The sequence below is a fragment of the Streptomyces sp. M92 genome, assembly GCF_028473745.1.
GTDB lineage: Bacteria > Actinomycetota > Actinomycetes > Streptomycetales > Streptomycetaceae > Streptomyces.
The window spans coordinates 1,450,264-1,472,745 of sequence record NZ_CP101137.1; the positions used below are offsets into that span (position 1 = coordinate 1,450,264).

At 73.4% G+C, this 22,482-nt stretch carries 24 protein-coding genes; 17 read left to right on the plus strand and 7 right to left on the minus strand.

What is annotated here, in order from left to right; all coding sequences use genetic code 11:
* Nucleotides 1–15 precede the first annotated feature (15 nt).
* Complete coding sequence (gene dtd, locus M6G08_RS06465) at nt 16–441, minus strand: D-aminoacyl-tRNA deacylase (RefSeq protein WP_272586229.1); 426 nt, start codon at nt 439–441, stop codon at nt 16–18.
* Between the two features lie 179 nt (nt 442–620).
* Here dtd and M6G08_RS06470 point away from each other — a divergent pair, with 179 nt between their 5' ends.
* The 4 genes from M6G08_RS06470 to M6G08_RS06485 all read left to right on the plus strand — a co-directional run bounded on the left by M6G08_RS06470 (nt 621) and on the right by M6G08_RS06485 (nt 4,963).
* Nucleotides 621–1,307 (plus strand): RsiG family protein, encoded by a 687-nt coding sequence (locus M6G08_RS06470; protein ID WP_272586230.1) that lies wholly within the window; start codon nt 621–623, stop codon nt 1,305–1,307.
* A gap of 95 nt (nt 1,308–1,402) precedes the next feature.
* A complete protein-coding gene (locus M6G08_RS06475) occupies nt 1,403–2,422 on the plus strand; it encodes an asparaginase (protein ID WP_272586231.1) in 1,020 nt (339 codons plus the stop codon).
* Between the two features lie 73 nt (nt 2,423–2,495).
* On the plus strand, nt 2,496–3,752 hold the full coding sequence (locus tag M6G08_RS06480; RefSeq protein WP_272586232.1) for a GNAT family N-acetyltransferase: 1,257 nt from the start codon (nt 2,496–2,498) through the stop codon (nt 3,750–3,752).
* A 305-nt stretch (nt 3,753–4,057) separates the two neighbouring features.
* Entirely contained in the window at nt 4,058–4,963 is a 906-nt protein-coding gene (locus tag M6G08_RS06485; RefSeq protein ID WP_272586233.1) for a winged helix-turn-helix domain-containing protein, read from the plus strand.
* Here M6G08_RS06485 and M6G08_RS06490 read toward each other — a convergent pair whose 3' ends face one another.
* The gene (locus tag M6G08_RS06490) at nt 4,964–5,152 is read right to left on the minus strand and encodes a hypothetical protein (RefSeq protein ID WP_272586234.1); all 189 of its coding nucleotides are present in this window, start codon (nt 5,150–5,152) and stop codon (nt 4,964–4,966) included. It abuts the gene before it with no gap.
* A gap of 148 nt (nt 5,153–5,300) precedes the next feature.
* Here M6G08_RS06490 and M6G08_RS06495 point away from each other — a divergent pair, with 148 nt between their 5' ends.
* The 6 genes from M6G08_RS06495 (at nt 5,301) to M6G08_RS06520 (ending at nt 12,026) form a co-directional block, all read left to right on the plus strand.
* Nucleotides 5,301–6,176, plus strand: coding sequence for a GntR family transcriptional regulator (locus M6G08_RS06495; protein WP_272586235.1), 876 nt, complete (start codon nt 5,301–5,303; stop codon nt 6,174–6,176).
* Complete coding sequence (locus M6G08_RS06500; protein WP_272586236.1) at nt 6,125–6,913, plus strand: HAD family hydrolase; 789 nt, start codon at nt 6,125–6,127, stop codon at nt 6,911–6,913. Before M6G08_RS06495 ends, M6G08_RS06500 begins: the two co-directional genes overlap by 52 nt.
* A 187-nt stretch (nt 6,914–7,100) precedes the next feature.
* Complete coding sequence (locus tag M6G08_RS06505; RefSeq protein WP_272586237.1) at nt 7,101–8,177, plus strand: phosphotransferase family protein; 1,077 nt, start codon at nt 7,101–7,103, stop codon at nt 8,175–8,177.
* Nucleotides 8,178–8,261: 84 nt separating this feature from the next.
* The gene (locus M6G08_RS06510) at nt 8,262–9,257 is read left to right on the plus strand and encodes an ATP/GTP-binding protein (RefSeq protein ID WP_272586238.1); all 996 of its coding nucleotides are present in this window, start codon (nt 8,262–8,264) and stop codon (nt 9,255–9,257) included.
* Nucleotides 9,258–9,266: 9 nt separating this feature from the next.
* Nucleotides 9,267–9,872, plus strand: a complete 606-nt coding sequence (locus M6G08_RS06515) for a TetR/AcrR family transcriptional regulator (RefSeq protein WP_272586239.1) — start codon at nt 9,267–9,269, stop codon at nt 9,870–9,872.
* Between the two features lie 96 nt (nt 9,873–9,968).
* Nucleotides 9,969–12,026: a HelD family protein gene (locus M6G08_RS06520; RefSeq protein WP_272586240.1), complete on the plus strand. Its 2,058-nt coding sequence runs from the start codon at nt 9,969–9,971 to the stop codon at nt 12,024–12,026.
* 52 nt (nt 12,027–12,078) lie between these two features.
* Here M6G08_RS06520 and M6G08_RS06525 read toward each other — a convergent pair whose 3' ends face one another.
* Nucleotides 12,079–12,969 carry an NAD(P)-dependent oxidoreductase gene (locus M6G08_RS06525; protein ID WP_272586241.1) on the minus strand — a complete coding sequence of 297 codons (891 nt, stop codon included), beginning with the start codon at nt 12,967–12,969 and terminating at the stop codon, nt 12,079–12,081.
* A gap of 51 nt (nt 12,970–13,020) precedes the next feature.
* Between M6G08_RS06525 and M6G08_RS06530 the strand changes: the two genes are divergently transcribed.
* The 4 genes from M6G08_RS06530 to M6G08_RS06545 all read left to right on the plus strand — a co-directional run bounded on the left by M6G08_RS06530 (nt 13,021) and on the right by M6G08_RS06545 (nt 15,112).
* Nucleotides 13,021–13,380: a winged helix-turn-helix transcriptional regulator gene (locus tag M6G08_RS06530; RefSeq protein ID WP_272586242.1), complete on the plus strand. Its 360-nt coding sequence runs from the start codon at nt 13,021–13,023 to the stop codon at nt 13,378–13,380.
* A 134-nt stretch (nt 13,381–13,514) separates the two neighbouring features.
* Nucleotides 13,515–13,988, plus strand: a complete 474-nt coding sequence (locus M6G08_RS06535) for a helix-turn-helix domain-containing protein (protein WP_272586243.1) — start codon at nt 13,515–13,517, stop codon at nt 13,986–13,988.
* Between the two features lie 85 nt (nt 13,989–14,073).
* Nucleotides 14,074–14,679 (plus strand): hypothetical protein, encoded by a 606-nt coding sequence (locus M6G08_RS06540; protein ID WP_272586244.1) that lies wholly within the window; start codon nt 14,074–14,076, stop codon nt 14,677–14,679.
* 97 nt (nt 14,680–14,776) lie between these two features.
* Nucleotides 14,777–15,112 carry a DUF2516 family protein gene (locus tag M6G08_RS06545; RefSeq protein WP_198941427.1) on the plus strand — a complete coding sequence of 112 codons (336 nt, stop codon included), beginning with the start codon at nt 14,777–14,779 and terminating at the stop codon, nt 15,110–15,112.
* 30 nt (nt 15,113–15,142) lie between these two features.
* Here M6G08_RS06545 and M6G08_RS06550 read toward each other — a convergent pair whose 3' ends face one another.
* The 3 genes from M6G08_RS06550 to M6G08_RS06560 all read right to left on the minus strand — a co-directional run bounded on the left by M6G08_RS06550 (nt 15,143) and on the right by M6G08_RS06560 (nt 19,039).
* Complete coding sequence (locus tag M6G08_RS06550) at nt 15,143–16,639, minus strand: PP2C family protein-serine/threonine phosphatase (protein ID WP_272586245.1); 1,497 nt, start codon at nt 16,637–16,639, stop codon at nt 15,143–15,145.
* A 260-nt stretch (nt 16,640–16,899) separates the two neighbouring features.
* On the minus strand, nt 16,900–18,009 hold the full coding sequence (locus tag M6G08_RS06555; protein WP_272586246.1) for a C40 family peptidase: 1,110 nt from the start codon (nt 18,007–18,009) through the stop codon (nt 16,900–16,902).
* Nucleotides 18,010–18,220: 211 nt separating this feature from the next.
* Nucleotides 18,221–19,039: a class I SAM-dependent methyltransferase gene (locus M6G08_RS06560; protein WP_272586247.1), complete on the minus strand. Its 819-nt coding sequence runs from the start codon at nt 19,037–19,039 to the stop codon at nt 18,221–18,223.
* 213 nt (nt 19,040–19,252) lie between these two features.
* Here M6G08_RS06560 and mshA point away from each other — a divergent pair, with 213 nt between their 5' ends.
* Nucleotides 19,253–20,626 (plus strand): D-inositol-3-phosphate glycosyltransferase, encoded by a 1,374-nt coding sequence (gene mshA, locus M6G08_RS06565; RefSeq protein ID WP_272586248.1) that lies wholly within the window; start codon nt 19,253–19,255, stop codon nt 20,624–20,626.
* Nucleotides 20,619–21,194, plus strand: coding sequence for a type III secretion system chaperone family protein (locus tag M6G08_RS06570; RefSeq protein WP_272586249.1), 576 nt, complete (start codon nt 20,619–20,621; stop codon nt 21,192–21,194). The genes mshA and M6G08_RS06570 overlap by 8 nt, the downstream gene beginning before the upstream one ends.
* A 7-nt stretch (nt 21,195–21,201) precedes the next feature.
* Here M6G08_RS06570 and M6G08_RS06575 read toward each other — a convergent pair whose 3' ends face one another.
* Nucleotides 21,202–22,014 carry an AraC family transcriptional regulator gene (locus M6G08_RS06575; RefSeq protein ID WP_272586250.1) on the minus strand — a complete coding sequence of 271 codons (813 nt, stop codon included), beginning with the start codon at nt 22,012–22,014 and terminating at the stop codon, nt 21,202–21,204.
* On the opposite strand from M6G08_RS06575, the gene M6G08_RS06580 reads away from it, so the two are divergent.
* Nucleotides 22,013–22,480: a PTH2-like family protein gene (locus M6G08_RS06580; RefSeq protein WP_272586251.1), complete on the plus strand. Its 468-nt coding sequence runs from the start codon at nt 22,013–22,015 to the stop codon at nt 22,478–22,480. The genes M6G08_RS06575 and M6G08_RS06580 overlap by 2 nt on opposite strands.
* The last annotated feature ends 2 nt before the right edge of the window (nt 22,481–22,482 follow it).

Here is a 22,482-nt window from a genome sequence, read left to right on the forward strand (position 1 = left end):
CTCGGACCCCGGCGCTCAGACCTCGACGAGGACCGTGAAGGGGCCGTCGTTCGTCAGCGACACCCGCATCTGCGCGCCGAAGCGGCCCGTGGCCACCGTCGCGCCCAGCGCGCGCAGCCGCGCGACGACCTCGTCGACCAGGGGTTCGGCCACGTCGCCCGGGGCGGCGGCGTTCCAGGTGGGGCGGCGGCCCTTGCGGGCGTCACCGTAAAGAGTGAACTGGCTGATCACCAGGAGCGGTGCGTCGATGTCGCTGCACGACTTCTCGTCGTGCAGCACCCGCACCGACCAGAGCTTGCGGGCGAGCTGCGCGGCCTTCTCCTCGGTGTCGTCGTGGGTGACGCCGACCAGGACGCACAGGCCCTCGCCCTCGATCGCCCCCACGGTCTCGCCGTCCACCACGACGCTCGCGCCGTCCACCCGCTGTACCACTGCACGCATCCCGTCATGATGCCGTGCGCCCCCAGGGCGCGGGCAGGCGGGCCCGTACGGGGTTTCTTTTCGCTCCCTAACCCCCCATCTGGGGCCGATCGGGTCCGATCGTGGGCACTCGGTCACATAACAACCACCTGGGGTGGCACGATGCTCCCAGACGCCGGTCGAGGGGACGGTAGAGGCGCATGAGCACAACCAGTACGGGGACGGGGCAGTCGCTGGGGGCTGTCGCGTTGACATATCCGGGCGGCCTGGAGGCACCGCGGCCGCCCGTGCAGCGCACGGACAGCCCGGAGTTGCCCGCGGAGCTTCCCGCGGACCGCCCCCCGGGCCCTTCGGGCACGGGGGGCACGGGGGACACGGGGGCGCACGACCTGACCACGCTGAGCCTGCCCGAGCTGCGCACGCTGCGCCGGGACGCCCAGCGCGAGGAGGCCGATCTCAGCTACGTACGACGGCTGCTTCAGGGGCGGATCGACATCCTGCGCGCGGAGCTGGCGCGGCGCGGTCCGGGCCCGTCGTCGTCCGTGGTCACCACCGCGGCGACGGGGTCCGTCGTGGAACGGCTGTCGGAGATCCTCGCGGACGCCCCGGCCCGCCAGCGGTCCTCCGCGCGGCATGTGACGCTCGCCACTCCGCGGACCGAGGAGTGCCGGCGGCTGGCCGCGGAGATGCTGGGCGAGGTGGAGCTGTCCGACCTGACGGCCCGCACCGACGCGGAGCTGACCGGCGGGATGGGCCGGCTCGTCCGGTACGAGCAGCAGGTCTCCCGGCGCAGGCAGCGGCTCCAGCGGACCGCCGACGACTGCAGCGGCGAGATCGCACGCCGGTACCGTGAAGGGGAAGCACAAGTCGACGACCTGCTCGTGTGACGTGAGGGGCGGCCGGTCCGGCCGCCCACCGCAGGCCCGGTGATCCCGGGCCGTCGCCGCGCGGCGGGTCACCCGTCCGGAAGGCCCCACCGCCGATGTCCGCGCCCCAGCAGCCCCAACCGTCGCAGCCGCGCCGGTCGCCCCAGTCCGCCCCCACGTCCGCCCTGTCGCCCGTCGTGCCGCCCGTCCTCGCCGAGGTCGTCCGGTCCGGGTTCGTCGAGGGGCGGCACCGGGGCAGTCTCGTCGTGCTGGCCGCGGACGGGGCCGTGGAGCTGGCGCTGGGGGAGGTGACCGAGCCGGTCTTCCCGCGGTCCGCCAACAAGCCGATGCAGGCGGCCGGCGTCCTGCGGGCCGGACTGGAGCTCGCCGGGGAACGACTGGCGCTGGCCGCCGCGAGCCACTCCGGAGAATCGTTTCACCGTGACCTGGTCCGCAAGATGCTCGACGAGCACGGCCTCGACCCGGCCCAGCTCCAGTGCCCGCCCGACCTGCCGCTGGACCCCGAGGAGCGGGACACGTACCTGACCTCGGGCGCCGTCGCCGACCGCGTCACGATGAACTGCTCCGGCAAGCACACCGCGATGCTGGCGGTCTGCGCCGAGCGGGGCTGGTCGCAGGAGACGTACCTCGACCCGGAGCACCCGCTCCAGCGGATCATCCACAGGGTTGTGGAGGACGCCGCGGGCGAGCCGGTCGCCGCCGTCGGCACGGACGGGTGCGGGGCGCCGCTGATGGCGATCAGCCTGGTCGGGCTGGCCCGCGCCTTCCGCTCCTTCGTCGCCGCCGAGCCGGGCTCGGCGGAGCGCCGGGTCGCCGACGCGATGCGCGCCCATCCCGAGTACGTCGCCGGCACCCGGCGCCCCGACACCTGGCTGATGCGCGAGGTGCCCGGCGCCCTCTCCAAGATGGGCGCCGAGGCCGTCCAGGCCGTCGCCCTGCCGGACGGCCGCGCCCTGGCCTTCAAGGTCGAGGACGGCGCGACCCGCGCCCTCGGCCCGGTCCTGGCCCGCGCCCTGACACTGATGGGGGTGGAGGGCCCCGTGGTCGAGCGCATCGGCCGTACGCCGCTGCTGGGCGGCGGGCGCGAGGTGGGGGAGATCCGGGCGGCCTTCTGACCAGCCCGGCAGCCCGCACCGGGGCCCGCAAATCCCCGCGACGCGGGCGGGGGGACCGGCCTACCGTGAGCCCATGAGCAGCCGCACCGACACAGACGTACGTCCCATCACCGAAGCCGAGTACGCCGACTGGCTCCGGGCCCTGAAGACGGGGTTCCTGAGGCCGCCCGCCGTCACCGCGGAGGAGGCGGAGAGCCGCCGCGCCGAGTTCGTGCCGGGCCGGCTGCTCGGCGCCTTCGACGGCGCCCGGTGCGTGGCGACCTTCCGGTCCTTCGACCAGGAGGTCACCGCCGTCGGCGGCACCCCCGTCCAAGCCGACGCGATCTCCAACGTCACCGTCACCGCGACCCACCGCCGCCGCGGCCTGCTGACCCGGATGATGGCGCGGGACCTGGCCGCCGCGAAGGACCGCGGGGACGTCGTCGCGACGCTGATCGCCGCCGAGTACCCGATCTACGGCCGCTACGGCTTCGGCCCCGCCACCACCATGACCGAGTGGACCGTCGACGTCCCCCGCGCCGGACTCGACCCCCGCCGGTCGGCCCCGGAGGACGGCGGGCGGATCGACCTCGTGGACGGCGAGGACGTCCGCAAGCTCGGCCCCGAACTGCACGAGCGGCTGCGCCGGGCCCAGCCGGGCGCGGTGAGCCGGACCGAGCTGTGGTGGCAGATGCGGACGGGCGCCGTCAACTGGAGCGGCGCCCCGTGGACCGAGCCCTACTACGCCCTGTACCGCTCGGCGGACGGCGAGGTGGAGGGCCTGGTCTGCTACCGGAGCGACGACCACTGGGGCGACGGCAAGCAGCCGCTGAACACGGCGACCGTCGAGTGGCTGATCGCCGTCTCCCCGGCCGCCGAGCGCGCGCTGTGGCGCTACCTGTGCTCGATCGACTGGATCACGACCGTCAAGAGCGGCTGGCGCGCCCCCGACGACCTGCTCCCGTACCTCCTGCCGGACCCGCGCGCGGCCAGGATCACCACGCAGGCGGACTGGCTGTGGGTGCGGATCCTGGACGTCGTACGGGCGTTGGAGGCGCGCGCGTACGAGGGGCGGGGGTCGCTGGTGCTGGAGGTCGCGGACCGGGCGGGGCCGGCCGGCGGGCGGTGGCGGCTGGAGGCGGGACCGGACGGGGCGTCCTGCACGCCGACCACCGAGAGCGCCCATCTCGAGCTCGACGTGGGCGAGCTGGCGGCGCTGTGGCTCGGCGACGAGTCGGCCGTGCGGCTGGCCGCGCTCGGGCGGGTCCGGGAAGAACGAGCGGGCGCCGCCCGTGTGGCCGACGCCCTGCTGCGTACGTCCAGGCGGCCTTGGTGCCCGGACCTGTTCTGAGGCGGCTCCCTTCTGCCGGTGACGGTGGGTGTGCGCATCCGTAGCGCTCTTCGGTTGTGGTCGTGCGTGTGCTTGTGGTGCGTGGTGCGTGGTGCGTGGTGCGACTGCCCGTCCGGGTCCCCGGCTCCCCTCCGGAAGGGGGCCCGGACAGCAGTGGGCCGGCTCGGTCGGCCAACCCTCTGGAGGTCTGACCACGTTGCTCAAGTTGGCTGCCAACTTCTCTGTACTTATCTCCGCTTGGGCGCGTCTCATAACCACCTTCCACTGAACTGCCCAAAGATGGCGGGAAGTTGTAGTGTTCGGTCGTGGAGCCGGAACACGCCCTCGTCGACGACCGCAGGAGAGCGCAGCGGCCGCAGAGGACACATCGCGAGGTGGCCGACGAGCTGCGCGCCCGGATCAGGTCCGGTCGGCTGCGGGCGGGCCAGCGCATGCCCACCCAGGCCCAGTTGGCCGACGAGTTCGGCGTGGAGCGCGGCACCGTCCGCCAGGCCCTGCGCATCCTCCAGTCGGAGCGCCTGCTCACCAACGTGTCCAAGGGGAGCCCGGCGACCGTCGCACCCGACCCCGGCGCCGCCCTGACCGGCCCGGCCGCCCTGCCCGCGCCCACCACGGTCGCCCTCGCGCCCCGCATCGCCGAGGCCTTCGCGTCCCCGCACGTGGAGATCGACGCCCTGTGCCTGACCTCGGTCTCCCTCGCCCTCGCCCTCGGTGAACCCCTGCGCCAGATCCACGCGGGGCGGCGGAAACCGGCCAAGATCGACGTACGTGTGCTGCTGCCGGGCCGGAACATCGACCTGGCCTTCCCGGTGGCGGTCGCCGGCCGCGGGGACGGCGACCCGGTGCACGAGCGGTGGCTGGCCATGCGCAACGCGCAGGGGCAGGTGCTCCAGCACAACCTGCTGAGCCTGCGGGCGACGCACGGCATCGACGTCAGCGTCACCTTCCGCGCGCTGCCCTTCACTCCGCCGGTGAAGCTGTACCTGCTCAACGGCGCGGAGGCCCTCTTCGCGTACTACACCCTCGGCCGGCGTGAGCGCGAGATCGATCACGAGCCGACGGAGATGTACGACGTGGAGGGCATCCGTTCGACGCTCTTCGCGTTCGCGCAGGCCGGGGGCGTGCGGGACGGGGTGTTCGTGAAGCAGTCGGGGCTGTGGTTCGACGCGCTGTGGGAGACGATCAGTTCGGAGCTGCTGCTCACGACGTGATCAGAGCGCCGGGGCCGCGACCAGGAGGGCCAGCACCACCGCTCCGGCGGAGCTGACGGACGGGCTCTTGGCCTTGACGCCCACGGTGAGCAGGAGCAGGCCGACGATGCCGGCGGCGCCGTACTTCCACTGGACGAGCTGCTCGAGGGCGACGAAGAGGATCGCGGAGACTAAGGCGAGGACGGGCACTGTCTTTCCCCCTTCGGAGGTTCGGGAAGAAGAACTTCCGCCAACTGGCTAAAGTTGGCAACCAACTCCACTTAGGTTGTCCCCGCTTGGCTGCTACCTATAAACAAGTTCCAAACAACTCCCTATAGATAGCTCGAAGTTGTAGCGTTTGGTCGTGACCCAGGAGAACGTGTCCGTGAACGGCGGCAGAAGGCTCTCGTCCCAGGAGATCGCCGACATACTGCGGGAGCGGATCCGCGAGGGAGACCTCAAGGCGGGCGACCGCCTGCCCACCCAGGCCGAACTGGCCGACGAGTTCGGGGTGGAGCGCGGCACCGTCCGTCAGGCCCTGCGCGCGCTCCAGGAGGACGGCCTGCTCACCAACGTGAGCAAGGGCAGCCCGCCCCGCATCGCCGAGCCCGCCACGCCCCGGGACGAGCCCCAGCCGACGATGGTGGCCCTCGGGCCCCGCCTGTCGGACGCGTTCTCGGTACCGCGCGTGAAGGTCGACGTCGTCTGCCACACCTCGGAGACGCTGATGCTCGCCCTCAGCGAGCCGCTCCGCCTCATCCACGAGGGCCGCATCCGCCCCCAGTCCATCGACTTCCGCGTCCTGATGCCGTCGCGGGACATCGAGCTGGCCTTCCCCGTCCTGGTGGACGAGGAGGACGACGACCCGGTCCACCAGCGCTGGCTCCAGATGCGCAACGCCCAGGCCCGCGTCCTCCAGCACAACCTGCACGCCGTGCGCTCCACCCACCACGTCGACGTGCGCATCGCCTTCCGCGCGCTGCCCTTCACCCCGCCGATGAAGCTCTACCTGCTCAACGGCGAGGAGGCCCTGTACGGCTACTACATGCTGACCCGGCGCGAGGAGGAGTACGAGAGCCGGACGCTGGAGATGTACGACGCCCTGGGCTCCCAGTCGCTGCTGTTCTCCTTCCTGAAGCGGGCGGGCCACCGGGACGCGGTGTTCGTGGAGGAATCACAGAAGTGGTTCGACGCCCTCTGGGAAACCATCACCTCGGACATGACACTCTCCTAGTGACTTCTGATACGACGCGGACCGCAGCGGTGACGGACACGACTCGGCTCGGGCGGCTGATGGGCGGCGCCCGTTTCGTGCTGTGGGACTTCGACGGGCCGATCTGCCGCCTGTTCGCCGGCCACACGGCGGAAGACGTCGCGGCGGACCTCGTCGACTGGCTCGGCAGCCGGGGACTGCACGGCCTGCTCACCGAGACGGAACGCGAGTCACCCGACCCCCACGCGGTGCTGCGCGCCGTCGACCGCCGCCACCCGCGCAGCGACCTGGTCGAGGAGCTGGAGGAACGCCTCACCCAGGAGGAGCTGCGGGCCACCGCCTCCGCGATGCCCACCGCGTACGCCGACCCGCTGATCCGCACCTGGACGGGCATCGGGGTGCGGCTGGCCGTCGCCACCAACAACTCCCCGCGGGTCGTGCGCGCCTACCTGGCCGGCCGGGGCCTGCTGCCGTGCTTCGCCCCCCACATCTACGGCCGCACTCAGGAGCTGCGGCTGCTCAAACCGGACCCGCACACCCTCGTCCGGGCCCTCAGCGCGATGGGGGCCGAACCGTCGGCCTCGCTGTTCATCGGCGACTCCCCCTCCGACTGCGAGGCGGCCCGGCGTGCCGGGGTCCCCTTCCTCGGGTACGGGCGCGACGGCCGAAAGGCGCGGCTCCTCACCGAGGCCGGCGCCGACACGGTCGTCGACTCCTTCGCGCCGCTGCTGGAGCTACTGCGCGGTCCGGGCCGTTAGGGCCTGTCCGGCGGCTGGAGGGACCCCGTCGGCTCCGCTCACCTGCACTGATCGGGTGCCGTCAGCTCCCTGTGACCTGATCTGCCGGACAGAGCCCGGTCCGCGCCGGCCCGTGTCCCGGGGAGCTCTTGCCCACAGCTCCGTCACGCCGCCCTCCGAGACGGGCCGGGAGCGCTACTCTCCGGCCATGCACCGTCTGCACCACCGGGCGCGCAAGGCGCTCGTGCACCAGCTCGTGGAGTCGCGCAGACTCCGTGGCCGGGGTGAGGTACTGCGAGGGCACCACAACGTCAACTACGTCCGGCGCTCGGGTCTGGTGCTGGCGCTGCTGCTGGGCGCCGTACCGTTCACCCGGTTCAAGTACCGCGTTCCGCTGCGGACGGTGGAGGTCGTGCCGCGCATCTGGCCGAGGGAGGCGGAGGTGCTCGGCGTCGTCTGCCGGTACCTGCGGGAGGTCCCGCCCTGCCTCGCCGACCTCGGGGGCGGCTCCGTGCACCGGTACCGGCCGGGCCGGGCGCTCAGCGACAGCGGGGCGGCCGCGGACGTGGGCGAGGAGATCATGCGTTCGTTCGCGTCCTTCTTCGTCCGCACCGCGCGCATCCCCGTGACGGAACTGCCGGCCCGCCCCGAGGACTGGCCGCCCGACGGCGACAGCCAGGGGTTCCTGGACTGGCTGGTCCGCTTCACGCGGGAGCGCGTGCACGCGCCGAACCGGGACCGGTTCGGCGCCCTGTTCGACGCCGTCGGCGTCCCGGACGACGCGATGGGGCGTTTCGCCGCCCACCACCGCTGCCGGGCCTCGCGTCCGTTCCGGCTCCTGCACACGGACGTGCACCGGGCCAATGTCGTCGTACGGGGCAGCCGGCTCGCGGTGATCGACTGGGAGCTGGCCATATTCGGCGATCCTCTGCACGACCTCGCGACCCACCTGGTGCGCATGGCGTACAGCAAGGAGGAGCAGGAGCGCATGACGCGGCTGTGGGCCGAGGCCATGACGGACGCCGGGCTCGCCGAGCTGACCGCGGGCCTGCACGAGGACCTTCCCGTCTACATCGCGTTCGAGTACGCCCAGTCGGTGTTCCCCGACATCATGCGGGCGGCCCTCGAGCTGCCCGAGGACGCGGACACGGGCCGCTTCCACGCCGCCGCCGACCGGATCGAACGGGCGACGCGGCGGGCCCGTGAGCCGCTGCGGCTGGTCGACCTGCCGGGCCGGGACCGGGTCGTAGAAGCCCTGCGGGAGTGGCACGCCGCGCGGGAATGAGGCGCACCACCCTCTTCCGGACCGCCGCCGCGGCGGGCACCATGGGCCGGTCGGCTCCAACCCGAGTGCCGGCGGGGGGACTTGGTGGCTGAGGGCAGACCGTCGCTGGGCGGCAGAGTGGCGGCGCGCTGGAGTCGTGCCGAGACGACGGTGACCAAAGGACTGCTCCTGGCGGTCTTCTGCGTCGGCCTCCTGGCCCAGTTCGTCAAGCCGGTGGGTGACGCCCTGCAGGGAAAGACCTACATCGGCGGAGCGCTGCTCAGCATCGTGGGCTATGTGCTCTACGCCGAGGTGCTGCGGCTGAACACGGCGCACGACGCGCAGCGGGAGGGGACGCGGCAGCTGCACGAGACCGTCCGGCGGCTGAGCGACGAGGTGCGGGAACTGACCGCGCGGCTGCGCCCGCAGTCGGGCGAGGAAGCCACCGCGGACCGGTTGCTCCAGGAGTGCGCGCAGGCGCTCCGGCGCGGCGGCGAGATCGAGCTGTGGGCCATGTGCTTCACCGGGGAGACCTTCGTCGAACCGCTGCGCAGAGTGCTGGAGGACCTGCCGCCCGACCCGTCGAGAAGCGTGTCGGTCCGCGTTCTGGTGCCGGACTTCACCCGCCCCATCGAGGTCCCCGGCCTGGTGCGGCTCGCGGACGGCAGGCTGGCGGACGCCCCGGGGTTCCGCCGGCATCTGGTGGAGACGATCACCGGGTACGAGCGGGGGTTGCGCACGATGCGCGGCAGGATGGCCCGCAAGGCCCAGGGCACACTGTCCGTCGAGTTCCGGACGGTGCACATGTCCCCCTTCCTCAAGCTGTACGTCGTCGGCGACGAGGTGGTGTACGAGGGGATCTACGACAAGCTCGACGTCAGGCCGGACGAGTACCGTGCGCCGGTGCCGCCGGACCCGGAGGCCGACGGGGACCAGCTGCTCGACCTCATCGGACACGGTTCGCTGCTGACCCGCTGGAGCCGGTACGACGGTGAGCTGGGGCGCGAGGTCGTCGCCCGCAGGCGCGCGTTCTTCGGAACCCTCTGGGACGCGGCGACCTCGCTGGAGGCACGGTCCGCGCGTGGCGGGAGCGGTGCGTAGGCTCGCCCCATGAGTGAGCCCGGTCTGCGTGAGCGCAAGAAGCAGCGAATGTTCCAGGTGCTGTCGGACGTCGCGATCGAGCTCTTCGTGGAGAAGGGTTTCGACGCGGTGTCCGTGGCGGAGGTCGCCGCCGCGGCCGAGGTGTCCAAGCCGACGCTCTTCCGGTACTTCCCGGCCAAGGAGGACCTGGTCCTGCACCGCGTCGCCGACCACGAGGGCGAGGCGGCGCGGGTGGTGGCGCAGGGGCCCACGCCGCTGGCGGCGCTGCGCCGGCACTTCCTGGCGGGACTGGAGCGGTGCGACCCGGTGACCGGGCTCAACGACGATCCGGGCGTACTCGCCTTCCACACGCTGCTGTACGGGACGCCCGCACTAGTCGCCCGGCTGCACACCCACCTGGAGCGGTCGGAGGCGGCGCTGGGCCAGGCCCTGGGCGGGGACCTGGACGCCAGGCTCGCGGCCGGGCAGATCATCGCCGTACAGCGGGTGCTCGCGCTGGAGAACTGGCGGCGGATCGCGGCCGGGGAGCGGGTGGCCGCGGTGCGCGGGGACGCGGTGGCGGCGGCGGAGCGGGCGTTCGGGGTGCTGGCGGCCGGGCTGCCGTGGATCGCCTGAGCCGGACCGAGTCGGAATGAGTCGGGTTGAGTCGAGCCAGGTTGAGTTGCGGTAAATAATTTAACCTAGTCTCGGAATTTGGGTACGCTCGACGGAATGAGCTCACCCGACCCCGCCCTGCGGCACGCCCTCGCCCGCGAACGCGCCCACCACGACCACTGCCGCACCGCCCTCGCCGCCATGGCCGACGGCGCCCGGGAACACGTCGTCACCGGCGAGGACGTCTCCGCCTCCGGTGCCGACGCCGAAGTGCTCGGGTACCGGTTGCGCAGCCGGGCGAAGGAACTGCGCGAACTGCCCGAGGGCCCGCTGTTCTTCGGGCGGCTGGACTTCGCCGGGACGGACCCGGCGGGCGATCACGCGGGGCAGACGTATCACCTGGGCCGGCTGCGGATCACCGAGGACCCCGCCGCCCCGCCCCTGGTCGTCGACTGGCGCGCCCCCGTCTCCCGCGCCTTCTACCAGGCCACCGCCGCCGACCCGCGCGGCGTCGCCGTCCGCCGGCGCTTCGGCTGGGCGCCAGGCAGCCGCGGGGATTGCGCCGACCTCACGGGACTGGAGGACGAACACCTCGGCCGGGGCGAGTCCCGCGCGAGCGACATCGTGGCCCGGGAGATCGAACGGCCCCGCGTCGGACCCATGCGGGACATCGCGGCCACCATCCAGCCCGAGCAGGACGACCTCGTCCGCGCCGGCCTCACCGCCACGGTCTGCGTCCAGGGCGCCCCGGGCACCGGGAAGACCGCCGTCGGCCTCCACCGGGCCGCCTACCTGCTCTACACCCACCCGCGGCGCATCGCCCGCGGCGGCCTGCTGATCCTCGGCCCCAACCCCACCTTCCTCGCCTACATCGCCGAGGTGCTGCCCGCCCTCGGCGAGACCGGCGTACGGCAGTCCACCCTCGCCCGGGAGATCGCCCGGCACCCGGTCACCGCCACCGACGACGAGCGGGCCGCCGCCGTGAAGCACGACGCCCGGACGGCCGAGGTGCTGCGCCGCGCCCTGTACGCCCGCGTGAGCCCCGACGCCGCCGGCTCCCTCGCCGTGCCGGACGGCTCGTACCGCTGGCGGGTCCCGGCCGGCGAGCTGATCCGGATCGTGGCGGACGTACGGGAGGAGGGGCCGCCGTACACCGTGGGCCGGGAACGCGTGCGGGCCCGGATCGTGCGGTACGTCCAGGAGCAGGCCGAGCGGCGGAGCGGGCCGCGGACGGCCGCCTGGACGCGCCGGATCGAACGCGCCCGGCCCGTCACCGCGTTCCTCGACGCGGCCTGGCCCCGGGTGTGTCCCGAGGAGGTCGTCGCGGGGCTCCTCGGCGATCCGGGCGCGCTGGCGCGGGCCGCCGAGGGGCTGCTGGACGACGCGGAGCAGAAGGCGCTGCTGTGGACGGCGGCCGACGCGCGGCGGTCGTGGCGGTCGGCCCGCTGGACCGCCGCCGACCTGGTCCTCCTCGACGAGGTCGCCGGACTCCTCGAACACCCCGAGGGCTACGGGCACATCGTCGTCGACGAGGCCCAGGACCTGTCCCCGATGGAGTACCGGGCCATCGCCCGCCGGGCCGCCTTCGGCTCGCTCACCGTCCTCGGCGACCTGGCCCAGGGCACCACGCCGTGGGCCGCCCGGTCGTGGCGCACGGCCCTCGCCCACCTCGGTCGTCCGGACGCCCCGGTGACACCGCTGACCACCGGCTTCCGGGTGCCGCAGGCGGTCGTCGGCCTCACCAACCGGCTGCTGGCGCGGCTCGGCGTGGACGTGCCCGAGGCCCGCTCGCTGCGCGCGGACGGGGAGCTGTCGGTCCGCCCGGTCGCCGACGGCCGGGTCGTGGACGCGGCCGTCGACGCCGTACGGGCCGCCCTCACCCGGGACGGCTCCGTCGGTGTCGTCGCCGCCGACGCGGACGTACCCGGGCTGCGCGACGCCCTCGACGCGGCCGGCATCCCGGCCGGGGGGCCGAAGGAGCTGGGCGCCCGGGTGACCGTGGCGCCGGCGGGCGTCGTCAAGGGGCTGGAGTACGACCACGTCGTGGCCGTCGAACCGGCGGCGATCGCGGAGGCGGAGGGCGCCGGCGGGCGGGGCCTGCACCGGCTGTACGTGGTGCTCACCCGCGCGGTGTCCCGGCTGGACGTGGTGCACGCGCGGCCGCTGCCCTTCTGACGGCCGCCGCCCTCCTGCCGGCCCCGTGCCTTTCCGGCGGCCGCCGCCCGGGTCAGCGCCCGGTGATCACGTCCGCGACACGGGTGTACCCGTCCGTTCCGTGCCCGCGCGCGATGACCCGCCGGGCCTGCCCCTCGACGACCCGCATCAGGCTCGCGTCGATGCCGTGCGCCTCGGAGGCGTGGACGACGTGGGCCATGGTCGAGGCGGCCGAGGTGATCGGGTTCAGCTCGCCCGAGTAGGTACCGGCGTCGGTGTCGGCGGCGAACTCGGTGAACAGCGGCGGCAGGATCGCGGCGATGCCCTGCGCGAACGGTGCGAGTTCGGCGCCGGTGACGCCCTCCGCCCGGGCCACGGCGAGGGCGTGCGCGTAGCCCGCCATCGCCGTCCAGAAGATGTCGAGCAGCGCGATGTCGTACGCCGCGGCCCGCCCGGTGTCCTCGCCGAGGTGGGTGTGCGTGCCGCCGAGCGCCGCCAGCACCGGCCGGTGCTCCCGGTACAGCTCCTCGGGGCCGCTGTGCAGGAACACCGCGTCGTCCGTGCCGATGGTCGGGGTCGGGGTCATGATCGCCCCGTCGAGGTAGCGGACGCCGTGGCGGTCGGCCCACTCGGCCGTGTCCCGGGCCCGCGCGGGGGTGTCGGCGCTCAGGTTCACGACCGTGCGGCCCTTGAGGGCGGCGGTGACGGCGTCCTGGCGCAGTACGGCGTCGGAGGCGTCGTAGTTCACCACGCAGACGACGGTCAGCGGGGCGGCGGCGACCGCCTCCTCGGCGGAGGCCGCCGGGATCGCGCCCTGGGCGACCAGGTCGGCGTCCCGGCCGGGCGTGCGGTTCCAGACGGTGGTGCGCAGCCCGGCGGCCAGGAAGGCGGCGGCCAGCGCCCGGCCCATCGGGCCCAGGCCGAGCACGGTGACGGCCAAGGGCTGGTCGGTGTGTGCGGACATGCTTCAACTCCCGTACTGTGAAGAATAATTGCTGATGAATGGGGGCAGGGCATGGCGCACCGGCGCATCGATCCGAACGTCTGCGGAGTGACCGCCGCGATCGCCGTGATCGAGGGCAAGTGGAAGACCACGCTGCTGTGGCTGCTGGAGTCGGGGCCCCACCGGCCGGCCGAACTGCGCCGTCAGGCACCGGGTCTCACCGAGAAGGTGCTGACCCAGGCGCTGCGCGAGATGGAGGCGGACGGCGTGGTGCACCGCGAGGTGTACGACGTGCTGCCGCCCAAGACCGAGTACTCCCTGACCGCGTTCGGCCGCGATCTCGCCGAGGCCCTCTCCCCCCTCTCCGACTGGGGCCACCGTCGCCTGGAGCTGCTGGCGGAACCGGAGGCCGCCGTCCGCGCGGCCTCCTGACGCCTGCCTGCCTGCCTGCCGCTTCAGTCTCGAACGGGGCGGGGCGCGTTGCCCAGTACGCACAAAAAAGTGGGTGCGGGCACTATTGCAAGCACCTGCTTGCAATAGTTAGCAAGCTGGTGCATGGTGGAGGCATGGCCTCGCTCAACGTCGGCAATCTCGGCAACCTCGGTGAGTACCTGCGCGAGCAGCGGCGCAACGCGCAGTTGTCGCTGCGGCAGCTCGCCGACGCCGCGGGCGTGTCCAATCCGTACCTGAGCCAGATCGAGCGCGGGCTGCGCAAGCCGAGCGCGGAGGTGCTCCAGCAGGTCGCCAAGGCGCTGCGGATCTCCGCCGAGACGCTGTACGTACGGGCCGGGATCCTCGACGCGGAGCGGGACCGGGACGACGTGGAGACGCGTGCGGTCATCCTCGCCGACCCCTCGCTCAACGAGCGGCAGAAGCAGGTGCTGCTCCAGATCTACGAGTCCTTCCGCAAGGAGAACGGGTTCGGGACCGACGCGGAGGAAGCGGCGCCGGCCCAGGACGCGGCGGCGGGCGACGCCGCCGGGGGCGCGGACTCCATACCGGGTCCCGGCACCCGTACGGCCGGCGGCGGCGAGCCGTAGCCGACAACCGGTGGCCGGCCGGGCGCGGGACCACCGCACAACCCCAAAACCCTCAGCAGAACGCGATTCCGGAGGACCAGACACCATGGCCATCACCGACGACCTGCGCAAGACCTTCAGCGACCCCACCCCGCTCTACTTCGCCGCGGGCACCGCCGACCTGGCCTTCCAGCAGGCCAAGAGGGTGCCGGTACTGGTGGAGCAGCTGCGCGCCGAGGCTCCGGCGCGGATCGAGGCCGTGCGCAACACCGACCCGAAGGCCGTCCAGGAGAAGGCGACGGCCCGGGTCAAGGAGACCCAGGGCACCCTCCAGGCCAAGGCCAACGAGCTCTTCGGCTCCCTCGACGCCGACTTCAAGAAACTCGGCGAGAACGCCCAGGACCTCGCCCTGCGCTCGGTCGGCGTCGCCGCCGAGTACGCCGTCAAGGCACGGGAGGCCTACGAGAAGGTCGCCGAGCGCGGCGAGCAGGCGGTGCGCACCTGGCGCGGCCAGGCCGCCGACGGCATCGAGGACGTCGCCGAGGGCGTGGAGGAGTTCGCCGTGGCCGTCGAGCCCGCCGAGCCCGCCAAGTCCGAGCCGGTCGAGGTCACCGAGGACAAGCCCGCCGCGGCGAAGAAGACGCCGGCGCCGCGCAAGGCCCCGGCCAAGAAGAGCGCCGCCGCCAAGAAGACGACGCCGCCCGCGAAGTAGCCGGCTCCGGGCCGGGCACCTCTGGGATGTCCGGCCCGTTCAACGGGTACGGTGACCGCGTAAGGACGCTCCGACTCGGGTGGTGGACGTTGTGCTGATGCAGGGGTTCGCAGGCTTCATGTGGCTGCTGAGCATCGCCCTGATCCTTTTCAGCGGCTTCGCGTTGATCGACGCCGCCACGCGCCGTGAGGACGCCTACCGCGCGGCCGACAAGAAGACCAAGCCGTTCTGGCTGATCATCCTCGGGCTCGCCTTCGTGGTGAACCTGGTCTTCAACATCCTGTCGTTCCTGCCGATCATCGGGCTCATCGCGACGATCGTCTACATGGTCGACGTGCGGCCCGCCCTGCGCGGCCTGCCGGGCGGCGGGCGCAGCACCCGCCGAGGCTCCAGCAGCGACGGCCCGTACGGTCCGTACAACGGCGGGCGCTGACCCGCCCCACCGGCGCGCGGACCGGGCGGCTCAGGGCGTCCGGTCCAGCAGGACCACGGCCACGTCGTCGGCCAGCTCGCCGCCGTTCAGCTCGCGCACCTCGTTGACGGTCGCCCGCAGCAACTGCTCGCCCTGCAGGCCCTCGGCGAACTGCCGGCGCACCATCTCCACCATGCCGTCCTGGCCGAGCCGCTCCCGGCCCTCGCCGACGTGGCCCTCGATCAGGCCGTCGGTGTAGAGCATCAGGCTCCACTCGGCGCCCAGCTCGACCTGCATGCGCGGCCAGCGGGCGCCCGGCAGCAGGCCGAGCGCCGGGCCGTTGTTGTCGTAGGGCAGCAGCCTCGCGGGCGTGCCCGGACCGGCGACCAGCGGCGCCGGGTGCCCGGCCAGGCACAGGCCGGCGCGGCGGCCGTCCGGGGCGATGTCCACCGCGCACAGCGTCGCGAAGATCTCGTCGTGCGCCCGCTCGTGCTCCAGCACCTGCTGCAGCGTGCCCAGCAGCTGGTCGCCGCAGAGCCCCGCCAGGGTCAGCGCGCGCCACGCGATCCGCAGCTCCACGCCGAGCGCCGCCTCGTCCGGGCCGTGCCCGCAGACGTCGCCGATCATGGCGTGCACGGTGCCGTCCGGGGTGCGGACGACGTCGTAGAAGTCGCCGCCGAGCAGGGCACGGGAGCGGCCCGGACGGTAGCGGGCGGCGAAGCGCAGCGGGGAGCCCTCCAGGAGCGGGGTCGGCAGCAGACCGCGCTCCAGCCGGCGGTTCTCCTGGGCGCGCAGCCGGCCCTCGGCCAGGCGCCGCTCCGCCGAGTCGGAGCGCTTGCGCTCGACGGCGTAGCGGATCGCGCGGCTCAGCAGCCGGCCGTCGAGTTCGTCGCGGAACAGGTAGTCCTGGGCGCCGACGGCCACGGCCTCCGCGCCGCGCTCGGCGTCGCTGGAGGAGGTGAGCGCGAGCACGGCGTGCCGGGGCGCGAGCTCCAGCACGTGCCTCAGCACCGCCAGCTCGTCGTGTCCCTCCGCGTCCCCGTCGCCGTCGTCGTCGGCGCTGGTGCGGGGCGGGGCCGGGGCCGGGGCGGGGGACGGCAGGGCGAGGTCCAGCAGGATGCAGTGGACGTCGTCGGTCAGCAGCCGGCCGGCCTCGGTGAGGTTGCGGGCCGTGCGGACGCGGATCGGCTTGCCGGACTGGTCGAGCAGGTCGGGCACGATCGGTGAGCCGCCCGGGTCGTCCTCGATCAGCAGCACCGTCAGGTTCGTGGGGACGGCGCTCCCATGGTGGTCCGTGGCACGGCCGGGGGCCCGGTCCGTGGTCCGGTCCGTGGTCTGGGCAGCGGTCCGGGGCGGGGTGTTCTCGCGGTTCTCCGTGGTCTTCTCGCGCTTCTGGGTGCGGTTCTCCGGCCGGCCGGAGAGGTTCTCGGCCGGGGCTGTCCCGGGCGGGGCCTGTTCCGTGGAGGGGCCGCGGTCCTGGGACGCGGCGGGCGCCTGACCGCACTCCACGGCCGGGATCGCCCTTGGCCGCGGTACGGGTACGGGCATCGTCTTGGTTTCCTTCCCTCCCCCCGAGGGCATGGCGGGGCGAGGGACCTCGACCCACCGACGGGGACCATAGCGGGTGACGCCGCCGCTGCGGAATGGTCCAGGACACGCCGGACGGTCGTCGGCCCCTGTCATATGCCGCGTTGTGTACCGGAGTTGGACACGTCGACCGGGGGCCCGGGATGACGAACGTCACGCGGGGCGGGGCGCCGGGCGTGGACTGGGTCACGTGGCCCGGTTCACGTTCCCGGCGCGAGGGGTCACTTGGGGGCGGATGCGTCCGTGCCGGGTCGTACCACCCCGAGAATGGGCATCGTGCCCGCCCCCGCGATCGTGATCGAGCGCCCCGGGCGCGGGGCGTGCACGACGGAGCCGTCACCGACGTACATGCCGACGTGGCTGGCGTCGTCGAAGTAGATGATCAGGTCGCCGGGGCGCATGTCCTTGATGTCGACACGCTGGAGCTGCTTCCACTGCTGCTGCGAGGTGCGCGGTATCGCCGTGCCGGCCGCCACCCAGGCCTGTGAGGTCAGGCCGGAGCAGTCGTAGGCCTCAGGGCCCTCGGCGCCCCACTGGTACGGCTTCCCGACCTGGGCGGTGGCGTACTCGACGGCCTTGCGGCTCCGATCGGTCGCCTCGCTGTCGAGGTCCTTCAGGATGCCGGAGCCGAGCCAGGCGGTCTGGGCCCGCTCCTGGGCCTCACGTTCCAGCCGGGCCAGGCGCTCCTTCTCCTCCTGCTCCAGCTCGGACTCCAGCTTCTCGGCCGCCTTGATCCGCTTCTCGATCTTCTTCTGGGCGGTGGCCTTGGCCTTGCGGTTCGCCTCCAGCTTCTCGAACTGTGCCGAGGCGTCGGCCGCGTAGGCCTCCAGGTCCTGCTGGGTGCGGGTCATCTCGGCGAGCAGGCCCTTGGTGGCGCGCTGGCCCTGGACGACGCGGCCGGTGCCGTCGAGGAAGTCCTCGGGGTCGTCGCTCAGCATCAGCCTGGCCTCGTCGGGCAGGCCGCCGGTGCGGTACTGGGAGCGGGCCGCCGCGCCCGCGCGGTCCTTCAGGCCGTCCAGCTTCTCCTGGCCCTTGACGATCTTCTTGGCCAGCTCGACGATCTCGGCCGACTGCTTGTCCGCCTTCTCCTCGGCCGCGTTGTACTCCTCGGTGGCCGAGGCCGCCTCGCGGTAGAGCCCGTCGAGCTTCTTGCGCACGGCCTCCAGGTCCTTGCCGGGGGTGGCGGCAGGGGCGGAGGGCGAGGCGCTGGGCGTGCCGGGCGAGGGGGAGGGCCCCGGGTCCGCGAACGCCGTGCCCGGTGCCGCCAGCACGGTGACCGCGCAGACCACGGACACGGCAGCGGTCGTCCAGCCATGCTTCCCCGTGCGCATACCTCGCCCCCAACTGATTAACCGTCAGTAACTTACGTCGCCTGGGGGATCGTGCCATGCCCGCGCGGAAAGCGACAGAGGTCGTGCTTCCCTCCTGCATCCCCCCTTCTGCCGCGCCGTACGACGATTCCCCCGCTTGTGTGACGAACGCCGCACGGAGATCGTTCCTCCCCCTGAGCCATCGCCGGACCCGGCGGGTCCGTCGTCCGGCTCAGCCGCGCGGCGCCAGCGCCTCCCACCGCACCGTCACCTCGCCCTGGCGCCACCGCCCCGGCCCGTCGGTCACCGGCCAGTCGGCCGCCAGGTCCCGCACCGCCCGCATCCAGCGCTGGCGGGCGCCGTAGGAGGCGTAGGGCGCGGCGGCGGCCCAGGCGCGGTCGAAGTCGCGCAGGAAGGCGTGCACGGGCTCGCCGGGGACATTGCGGTGGATCAGTGCCTTGGGCAGCCGTTCCGCCAGGTCGGAAGGGCGGTCCAGGGAGCCCAGCCGGGTGGCGAGGGTGACCGTGCGCGGCCCCTCGGGCCCGAGCGCCACCCACACGTGCCGGCGCCCGATCTCGTCGCACGTCCCCTCGACCAGGAGCCCCCCGCGCGAGGGCTCCGACGCCGGCGCGAGCCGCGCGCACAGCCGCCGCCAGACCGCGGCCACCTCGCCCTCGTCGTACTGCCGCAGCACGTTCGCCGCGCGGATGAGCGAAGGCCGCGGGGAGACGGGCACCTCGAAGCCGCCGTGCCGGAAGTCGAGCCCCGCGCGCGCGTACGGCTGGGCGGCCGCCACCCGCGCCGGGTCGATCTCGACGCCCACCACACGCGCGTGCGGCGCGACCGTGCGCAGGCGGTGCAGCAGCTCGACGGCCGTCCAGGGAGCCGCGCCGTACCCGAGGTCCACGGCGACGGGGTCGGCGGCGCGGCGCAGCTCGGCTCCGTGGACGGCGGCGATCCAGCGGTCCATCCGGCGCAGCCGGTTCGGGTTCGTCGTCCCGCGGGTGACCGTGCCCACGGGGGCGGTGCGGGCGGTGGCGCGGGAGGGCATGCGTACGAGGGTATGCGGCCGGGGCCGTCCGTCCGGACGCGTCCGCCCCCCGCGATGGTGACGCAGCCACCCATCGAACGGTTGATCGACCACCGGTAATGATTCGGCAAAGGTGGGGAATCCGGAAATGGAGCGCCCCGCTCCGGCGTTCGCACCTTTCGGAGGGCGGCGCGTTCCTCCGACCGGCATGCCCGCAGCGAGGAGGAATGGCTCGTGAGCCAGTACGTCAGCAGGCTCGGGCGTCGCTCACCGGCGGCCTCCCCGCGGCTGAGGCTGCACCGCAGGCCCCGGCGCGTCGCCATGCTCTCCGTGCACACCTCACCGCTCCACCAGCCCGGCACCGGCGACGCCGGCGGCATGAACGTCTACATCGTGGAGCTCGCGCAGCGCCTCGCAGCGATCAACATCGAGGTCGAGATCTTCACCCGCGCGACGGCCGGCGGACTCCCGCCCTCCGTCCAGCTCGCGCCCGGCGTCCTCGTCCGCCACGTCGACGCCGGACCGTACGAGGGCCTGGCGAAGGAAGACCTCCCGGCCCAGTTGTGCGCCTTCACGCACGGAGTGATGCAGGCCTGGGCCGGCCACCGCCCCGGGTACTACGACCTGGTCCACTCCCACTACTGGCTCTCCGGCCACGTCGGCTGGCTCGCCGCCCAGCGCTGGGGCGCGCCCCTGGTGCACGCCATGCACACCATGGCCAAGGTCAAGAACGCCAACCTGGCCGACGGCGACACCCCCGAGCCCGCCGCCCGCGTCATCGGCGAGACCCAGATCGTCGCCGCCTCCGACCGGCTGATCGCCAACACCGCCGAGGAGGCCGACGAACTGGTCCGCCACTACGCCGCCGACCCGGCCAGGGTCGCCGTCGTCCACCCCGGCGTGAACCTCGAACGCTTCCGCCCCTTCCCCAAGGGCGCCGAGCCCGGCCCCGGCGAGCGGACCGACGCCCGCGCCGCCGCCCGCGCCCGCCTCGGCCTGCCCCAGGACGCCCTGATCCCGCTCTTCGCCGGCCGCATACAGCCCCTCAAGGCCCCCGACATACTCCTGCGCGCGGTAGCCGTCCTCCTCGACGAGCGCCCCGAGCTGCGCTCCCGCATCCTCGTCCCCGTCGTCGGCGGCCCCAGCGGCAGCGGCCTCGCCAAGCCGGAGGGCCTGCAGAAACTCGCCGCGCGGCTCGGCATCGCCGACGTCGTCCGCTTCCGCCCGCCCGTCGGCCAGGAACAGCTCGCCGACTGGTTCCGGGCCGCTTCCGTCCTCGTCATGCCCTCCTACAGCGAGTCCTTCGGCCTGGTCGCCATCGAGGCCCAGGCGGCCGGCACCCCGGTCCTCGCCGCCGCGGTCGGCGGCCTCCCGGTCGCCGTGCGCGACGGGCACACCGGCCGCCTCGTCGAGGGCCACGATCCCGCCGCGTACGCGCGCGTGCTGGGCGATTTCGCCGACAACCCGGAGCTGGTGCCCCGGATGGGCGACGCCGCCGCCCGGCACGCCCAGTCCTTCGGCTGGGACAGCGCCGCCGCCGCGACCGCCGACGTCTACACGGCCGCGGTCCACGCCCACCGCCGTCGCGTACCCTCCCACCATGGCTGAGGCAGCGCAGAAGGCAGCACAGGTCGTCGAGGGCGCCCTGAAGGACGCCGAGCTGGAGTGGGAGAGCCCCGAACCCGGCAACTACGTCGTCAAACTCCCCGGCACCCGCAAGCTCTCCACGACGGTCTCCCTCCTCGTCGGACGGCACTCCCTGTCCCTCAACGCCTTCGTCGTCCGCCACCCCGACGAGAACGAACCGGCCGTCCACCGCTGGCTCCTGGAACGCAACCTCAAGCTGTACGGCGTCGGTTACGCGGTCGACCGCCTCGGCGACGTGTACGTCACCGCGAAGCTCCCCCTGGCCGCCGTCACCCCCGACGAGATCGACCGCCTCCTCGGCCAGGTCCTGGAGGCCGCCGACGGCGCCTTCAACACCTTGCTGGAGCTGGGCTTCGCCACCGCCATCCGCAAGGAGTACGAGTGGCGCACCGCGCGCGGGGAGTCGACGCGGAACCTGGAGGCGTTCCAGCGCCTGATCGAGCGCACCGAGGACTCCGAGCGCTCCGAGCGCTCCGAGCGCTCCGAGGACTCCGAGGACTCCGAGGACTCCGAGGACTCCGAGGGCTGACGCCCGGTCAGCCCCGGGTGCGGCCGGTGCGATAGGCCCCGGGCGTAACCCCCACCAGCCGCTTGAAGTGCCGGGTCAGGTGGGCCTGGTCGTAGAAGCCGGTCGCGCCGGCCACCTCCGCCGGAGCACGCCCCGCGAGCAGCAGCCGACGCGCCCGCTCCACGCGCCGGGACATCAAGTACTGGTGCGGTGCGATGCCGTAGGCGCCGCTGAACGCCCGTACCAGGTGGGCAGGGTGTGCGGGCACCAGCGCGGTGGCCTCGTCGAGGGTGACGCCCTGGACGACCCGCTCGTCCAGCAACTCCCGCAGCCGCCGCGCGAGCACGGGATCGCGACGTGCCCGGCCCCGGGGCCCCCGGGGCCGCAGGTGGGTGTGCAGCCGCTCCCCGATCAACGTCAGCCGGCTCTCCGCCTCCAGCTCCTCCCCGGGCAGCGCGAGCGCCGCGTGCAGCTGCCCGACCCGCCGCCGCAGCACGGGGTCCCGCAGGTCGGGGCCGTCGACCGCCGGCCCGATCAGCTCCTCGCCCAGCCGGGAGGCGTCCAGGTACAGCACGCGCTTGCGGAAGCCGTCCGGGGTGGCGGGGGAGCCGTTGTGCGGCACGTGCGGCGGCAGCAGCGAGACCGTGTCGTGCGGGGTGCCGTGCTCGTGCCGGTCCAGGTCGTACCGTACGGCCCCGTCGTCGACGATGAGCAGCGTCCAGGCGTCGTGGACGTGCATCGGGTAGGCGTACTCGGTGTAGTGGGCGTGGAAGACCTCGACGACGCCCGGGACGCGGGGTCGCCAGGCGGAGACGGTGCGCGTCCGCTGGTCGGCGGCCATGCAAAGAACGTACAAGACCCGCCCGTACCCGGCCCGGCAGTCTCACCGTATGAACACGCGCTTCGACACCAAGATCGCCGTACTGCTGCGCGAGGACCTGGAGACCTGGCAGCGCCTCAACGTCACCGCCTTCCTGGTGAGCGGCCTGGGATCGCAGTGTCCCGAGGTGATCGGCGAGCCGTACGAGGACGCCGACGCGGTCGGCTACCTGCCGATGTTCCGCCAGCCGGTGCTGGTCTTCGAGGGCACCAAGGAGACGCTGACGACCGCCCACGCGCGCGTGCTGTCCCGCGCCCTGCCGCGCGCCCTGTTCACGTCCGACCTGTTCACCACGGGCAACGACCGCGACAACCGGGCGGCGGTACGGGCCGTACCGACGGCGGACCTGGACCTGGTCGGCCTCGCCGTGTACGGCCCGAGGAACGCGGTGGACAAGGTGCTGAAGGGGGCGCGGATGCACCCGTGAGC